The following is a 1,255-nucleotide window of genomic DNA, read 5'->3' as shown; positions in this document are numbered from 1 at the left end:
CATTGGTGTCAACTTAAGCAAAAAGTAAGCAAAAGATGTAATCTAAGAACATTAATAATGATGTTCTTAGAGATACATCATGGCAAGAAAACGCCCAGCGCGAACAGGAAACCCAGACCTGCGGCAACAAAAACAAGTACCGATGCCGCCAATAGAGGAAATTGAGCAAAAAATCTACTCATTACTATCTCCGCTCAACTTTAAACCCTTGAAATTGTACGAAACGGAAGAAAACAAACCATTCCGCGACAGAATACTGACCTTATCGGTAATGATGGCGATTGTTGTGAGCTTAGTGTATCGTCAGATTCCTGGATTAAGAGAAGTGCAAAGAGTCCTATGCGAAGAAGGATTGTTGTGGGCAGGTCGAATTGAAGTGAGTGCCCAAGCAGTTTCAAAACGATTGAGAACACTGCCAATAGAATTATTTGCACAAATTTTCGAGCAAGTAATGGAAAGAATCAATGTGCAGCCACAAAATCAGGCAGTACCAGAGAATTGGCAGCCAGTATACGCCAAATTTACAGCCATCTGGATTGCTGACGGTTCAACCCTAGAAGCATTAAGACGCAAACTCAAAGTACTACAAGAACAAGAAAAAACACTTGCTGGCAAAATGATGATGGTGGTAGAAGCATTTAGCCATCGCCCAGTCACAACCTGGTATACGCAAAACAGCAAAGCTAATGATAAAACTTGGTGCGAACAATTACTTGAACGCCTCCCAATTGGTGGATTGCTGATTTTTGATTTAGGATTTTTTAAGTTTCCTTGGTTTGATGCGTTCACGGAAGCTGATAAGTTTTTTTTGACAAGACTGCGAGAAAAAACTTCTTACAAGGTGATACGTTGTTTGACCAATACCCCATTCTACCGTGATGAAATTATATCTATGGGGGAATATCGCTCTAACCCTTGCCAGCACCAAGTGCGTTTAGTTTCTGTTTTGTGGGGTTCAACTTGGTACTATTACCTGACAAATGTACTCGACCCACAAATGTTATCTGCACAGCAAGTCTGTGAATTATATCGCAGGCGTTGGCGCGTTGAAGATGCTTTTCTGCTCACAAAAAGGCTTCTAGGTTTAGCTTATATTTGGGTTGGGGACAACAATGGCGTACAAATCCAGATTTTTGCCACTTGGATTTTTTATGCTGTTCTTAACCAATTATGTATCGATATAGCGATCGCTCTCAACCAACCTTTAGACCGAATTTCTACAGAAATGGTATTTCGTGCTTTATACCATTTTTCA

The 1,255-nt window shown here is 40.6% G+C and carries 1 protein-coding gene; it reads left to right on the top strand.

Annotated features, from left to right (window positions below; all coding sequences use genetic code 11):
- Positions 1-79 precede the first annotated feature (79 nt).
- A partial coding sequence (locus BV372_RS20350) for an IS4 family transposase (RefSeq protein ID WP_086688310.1) occupies positions 80-1,255 on the top strand: 1,176 nt, incomplete at its 3' end.

This window comes from Nostoc sp. T09 (assembly GCF_002154695.1).
Classification (GTDB): Bacteria; Cyanobacteriota; Cyanobacteriia; order Cyanobacteriales; family Nostocaceae; genus Aulosira.
The sequence above is the reverse complement of the archived record's forward strand: the minus strand, read 5'-3'. Positions and strand labels throughout refer to the sequence as shown.